Source organism: Desulfosporosinus sp. Tol-M2, assembly GCF_059735615.1.
Map to the genome: position 1 here is coordinate 1 of NZ_JCAIJG010000034.1, position 2015 is coordinate 2015.

A 2015-nucleotide genomic window follows, 5' to 3' on the forward strand; every position below is an offset into this window, starting at 1 on the left:
TTTTATGGCCGCCCTAGCCAATCGGATGACGGAAAGTCTTACCTTCCCCTCCTCTTTGGCCTTCATGGCAACCTTCATATCCTCAACGAGGCGATCTTTCAGGGTCAATTCGAGACACTCCTTACTTGAACTTGCGTTTACGTGCTGCTTCCGACTTTTTCTTTTTCCTCACGCTTGGTTTCTCATATGCCTCGTGCTTACGAGCCTCAGCACTAACCCCTGCCTTTTGACAAGTACGCTTGAACCGGCGGAGTGCGGCATCCAGGGATTCGTTTTTACCAACTCTGACTTCACTCATTGTCTTATCCCTCCCTCCACTGGATCATCACAAATATACTTCACTATTATAATGGATGAAGTAGTTTGCGTCAAGTAGAGGCCATTCAGGAATTGCCTCTACAGAGTTCAACCTGAAATCATCCCATCTTTTACTTGAGAGCCTTTCCTCCGAACAAATGAAAATGGAGGTGTCCGACGACTTGACCACCGTCTGCCCCAGTATTCGTGACCACTCTATAGCCCGACTCGGCCACTCCGAACTCCGCAGCCAAGCGTTGGATCACACCAAAAAGATGACCGATTAACGTTTCGTATTCAGGCGTAACATCATTAAGACTCCGCAAATGATGTTTCGGAATAATGACCAAGTGCACAGGGGCTAGCGGCTGAATATCATGAAAAGCGATCACCTCATCATCCTCATAGGCAATTTCACTTGGAATTTTTCGAAGGGCAATTTTACAGAACAGACAATCCTCAACTTGCATTTTTCAATCCTCCTACTCTTATAATCCGAGACCATAATTGTTCTAACATAAAAAGCGCCAACTGTGCTATTGAGTAGCAATTCAACCGTTCCTTGTCCAGGATGGTGTGATTTTGCGAAGAGAGCAACATCACACCCTTCCCACCATCCCTTTTTCCAAAACAACCGTTACAAAATGCCGAGGAGTCCAAGGTCTTCCAGCCTCATTGGCCGGTATTTTAACCTGAATATAATGGGGAGTATAACCTAGCGCACATCCCTGCGAATCAATCCATTCGATCAGCACTTCCACCGGTTTTCCTATAAAATAACGTACATACTCTTCCTGGCTAACACGAGCAGCCAACAACAGATCCTTGACCCTTTGTGCCTTTAATTGTCTCGAAACTTGATCAGGAAAATTTGCCGCCGGGGTTCCTTTCCGTTTCGAATAAGGAAATACATTTATTCCGGAAAAACCGCAAGCCTTCACAAACTCTAAAGTAGCGGCGTGATCGTCTTCTGTTTCCCCTGGAAAACCAGCAATGATGTCCGTAGTGACAGCAAGATTTGGAATTCGCTGACGAAGTCTTTCCAGCAGGTCCCGATATTCATGCAAAGTATACGGCCGGTTCATTCTGGTCAGTATCCGGTCGCTTCCACTCTGTAAGGGCACGTGTAAGTGGGGACAGACCTTATCAGACGAAACAATACTCTCGATTAGCGCAGGCGTATATTCCATCGGTTCGATCGAACTCAAGCGCAGACGACAAAGCCCAGGTATTTTGACTAATTCCCTCACTAAGTGAGCTAAGTTCCATTCTTCCCCTAATTCTCCCCTTAAATCTTGTCCATAATATCCGGTATGAATTCCCGTCAAGACAATTTCCGGATATCCGGCCTCAACAAGCCGACGAGCCTCCGCTAGAGCATTCTCTGGGAGACGACTCCGCAAAGGACCGCGTGCATAAGGAATAATACAATAGGTGCAGAATTGATTACACCCTTCCTGAATCTTGAGAAGTGCTCTTGTCCGATGCTCTTCGCTCAGTTGGGGAAGTTCTTCAAACTCCTCCGCTTCCCAAATCTCATGCACAGCATTCTGAGGTTTTCGCTCAGTTGTAACTTGTTCCAGCCACTCTAACATCTTCATTCTATCTTGCGTCCCGAGCACGAGATCAACGCCTTCAATACCCAAAACATCTCCCGGAGCGGTTTGCGCATAACAACCCATGACCACGACAACGCTCTCAGGATGTTCCCTAATCAT

Annotated in this window: 3 protein-coding genes and 1 pseudogene; all 4 read right to left on the reverse strand. The window is 46.7% G+C overall.

Annotation, left to right across the window (positions count from 1 at the left end; all coding sequences use genetic code 11):
• Nucleotides 1–108, reverse strand: a pseudogene (locus AC6I5A_RS01325) (GatB/YqeY domain-containing protein); the annotation flags it as partial.
• Between the two features lie 13 nt (nt 109–121).
• Nucleotides 122–298 carry a 30S ribosomal protein S21 gene (gene rpsU / locus AC6I5A_RS01330; protein WP_034610840.1) on the reverse strand — a complete coding sequence of 59 codons (177 nt, stop codon included), beginning with the start codon at nt 296–298 and terminating at the stop codon, nt 122–124.
• A 130-nt stretch (nt 299–428) separates the two neighbouring features.
• Nucleotides 429–767 carry a histidine triad nucleotide-binding protein gene (locus AC6I5A_RS01335; RefSeq protein ID WP_034610842.1) on the reverse strand — a complete coding sequence of 113 codons (339 nt, stop codon included), beginning with the start codon at nt 765–767 and terminating at the stop codon, nt 429–431.
• 129 nt (nt 768–896) lie between these two features.
• Nucleotides 897–2015, reverse strand: a 1119-nt coding sequence (locus AC6I5A_RS01340) for a MiaB/RimO family radical SAM methylthiotransferase (RefSeq protein ID WP_034610844.1), incomplete at its 5' end; no start/stop codon positions are given.